This window comes from Sinorhizobium sp. 8-89 (assembly GCF_030124325.1).
Classification (GTDB): domain Bacteria; phylum Pseudomonadota; class Alphaproteobacteria; order Rhizobiales; family Rhizobiaceae; genus Sinorhizobium.
In genome coordinates this window covers 1-502 of record NZ_JASKLR010000098.1, presented here as the reverse complement: position 1 = coordinate 502, position 502 = coordinate 1, and the positions used below count along the sequence as shown (strand labels likewise).

Here is a 502-nt window from a genome sequence, read left to right as displayed (position 1 = left end):
GCCCGGCTGATACTCCACGTAGGTGCCGCGTCCGCCGGCTTTGGCTTGATCAAGCGCTATGTCGGCAGCCTGGATAAGCCCGTCCACCGATTGGTCACCGATCGGGGCAGTCGCAAGCCCAACAATCACTCCAGGATCCACCTGCGTTCCCGCGAGCTCATACGGCACTTCGACGACATCGATAAGCTGCTGCGCCAGATTGCGCGCTTCGTCACTGCTCGTTATGCCGGTGCGCCAGACGACGAATTCGTCGCCGCCCAGTCGGCAGAGCATGTCCGATTGCTTGACACAATTGCGCAGCCGCTCCGCCACACGACGCAGCAGCAGGTCGCCGGTGGCTCGACCATAGGCGTCGTTGACCGCCTTAAGGCCATTCAGAACAACACAGTGAATTGCGACTTTTGTGCTCGGCGCGATCTTATCCGAAGTGCGTTCGAACTCCTCGCGGAGGAACTGACGATTCGGCAATCCGGTCAGCGCATCGTGTCGCGCCATGTGATGC

General features: G+C 60.8%; 1 protein-coding gene. It reads right to left on the bottom strand.

Annotation, left to right across the window (positions count from 1 at the left end; genetic code table 11):
• Positions 1–502 (bottom strand): GGDEF domain-containing protein (locus QN219_RS33830; RefSeq protein ID WP_284004772.1); only part of this gene is annotated, 502 nt, incomplete at both ends.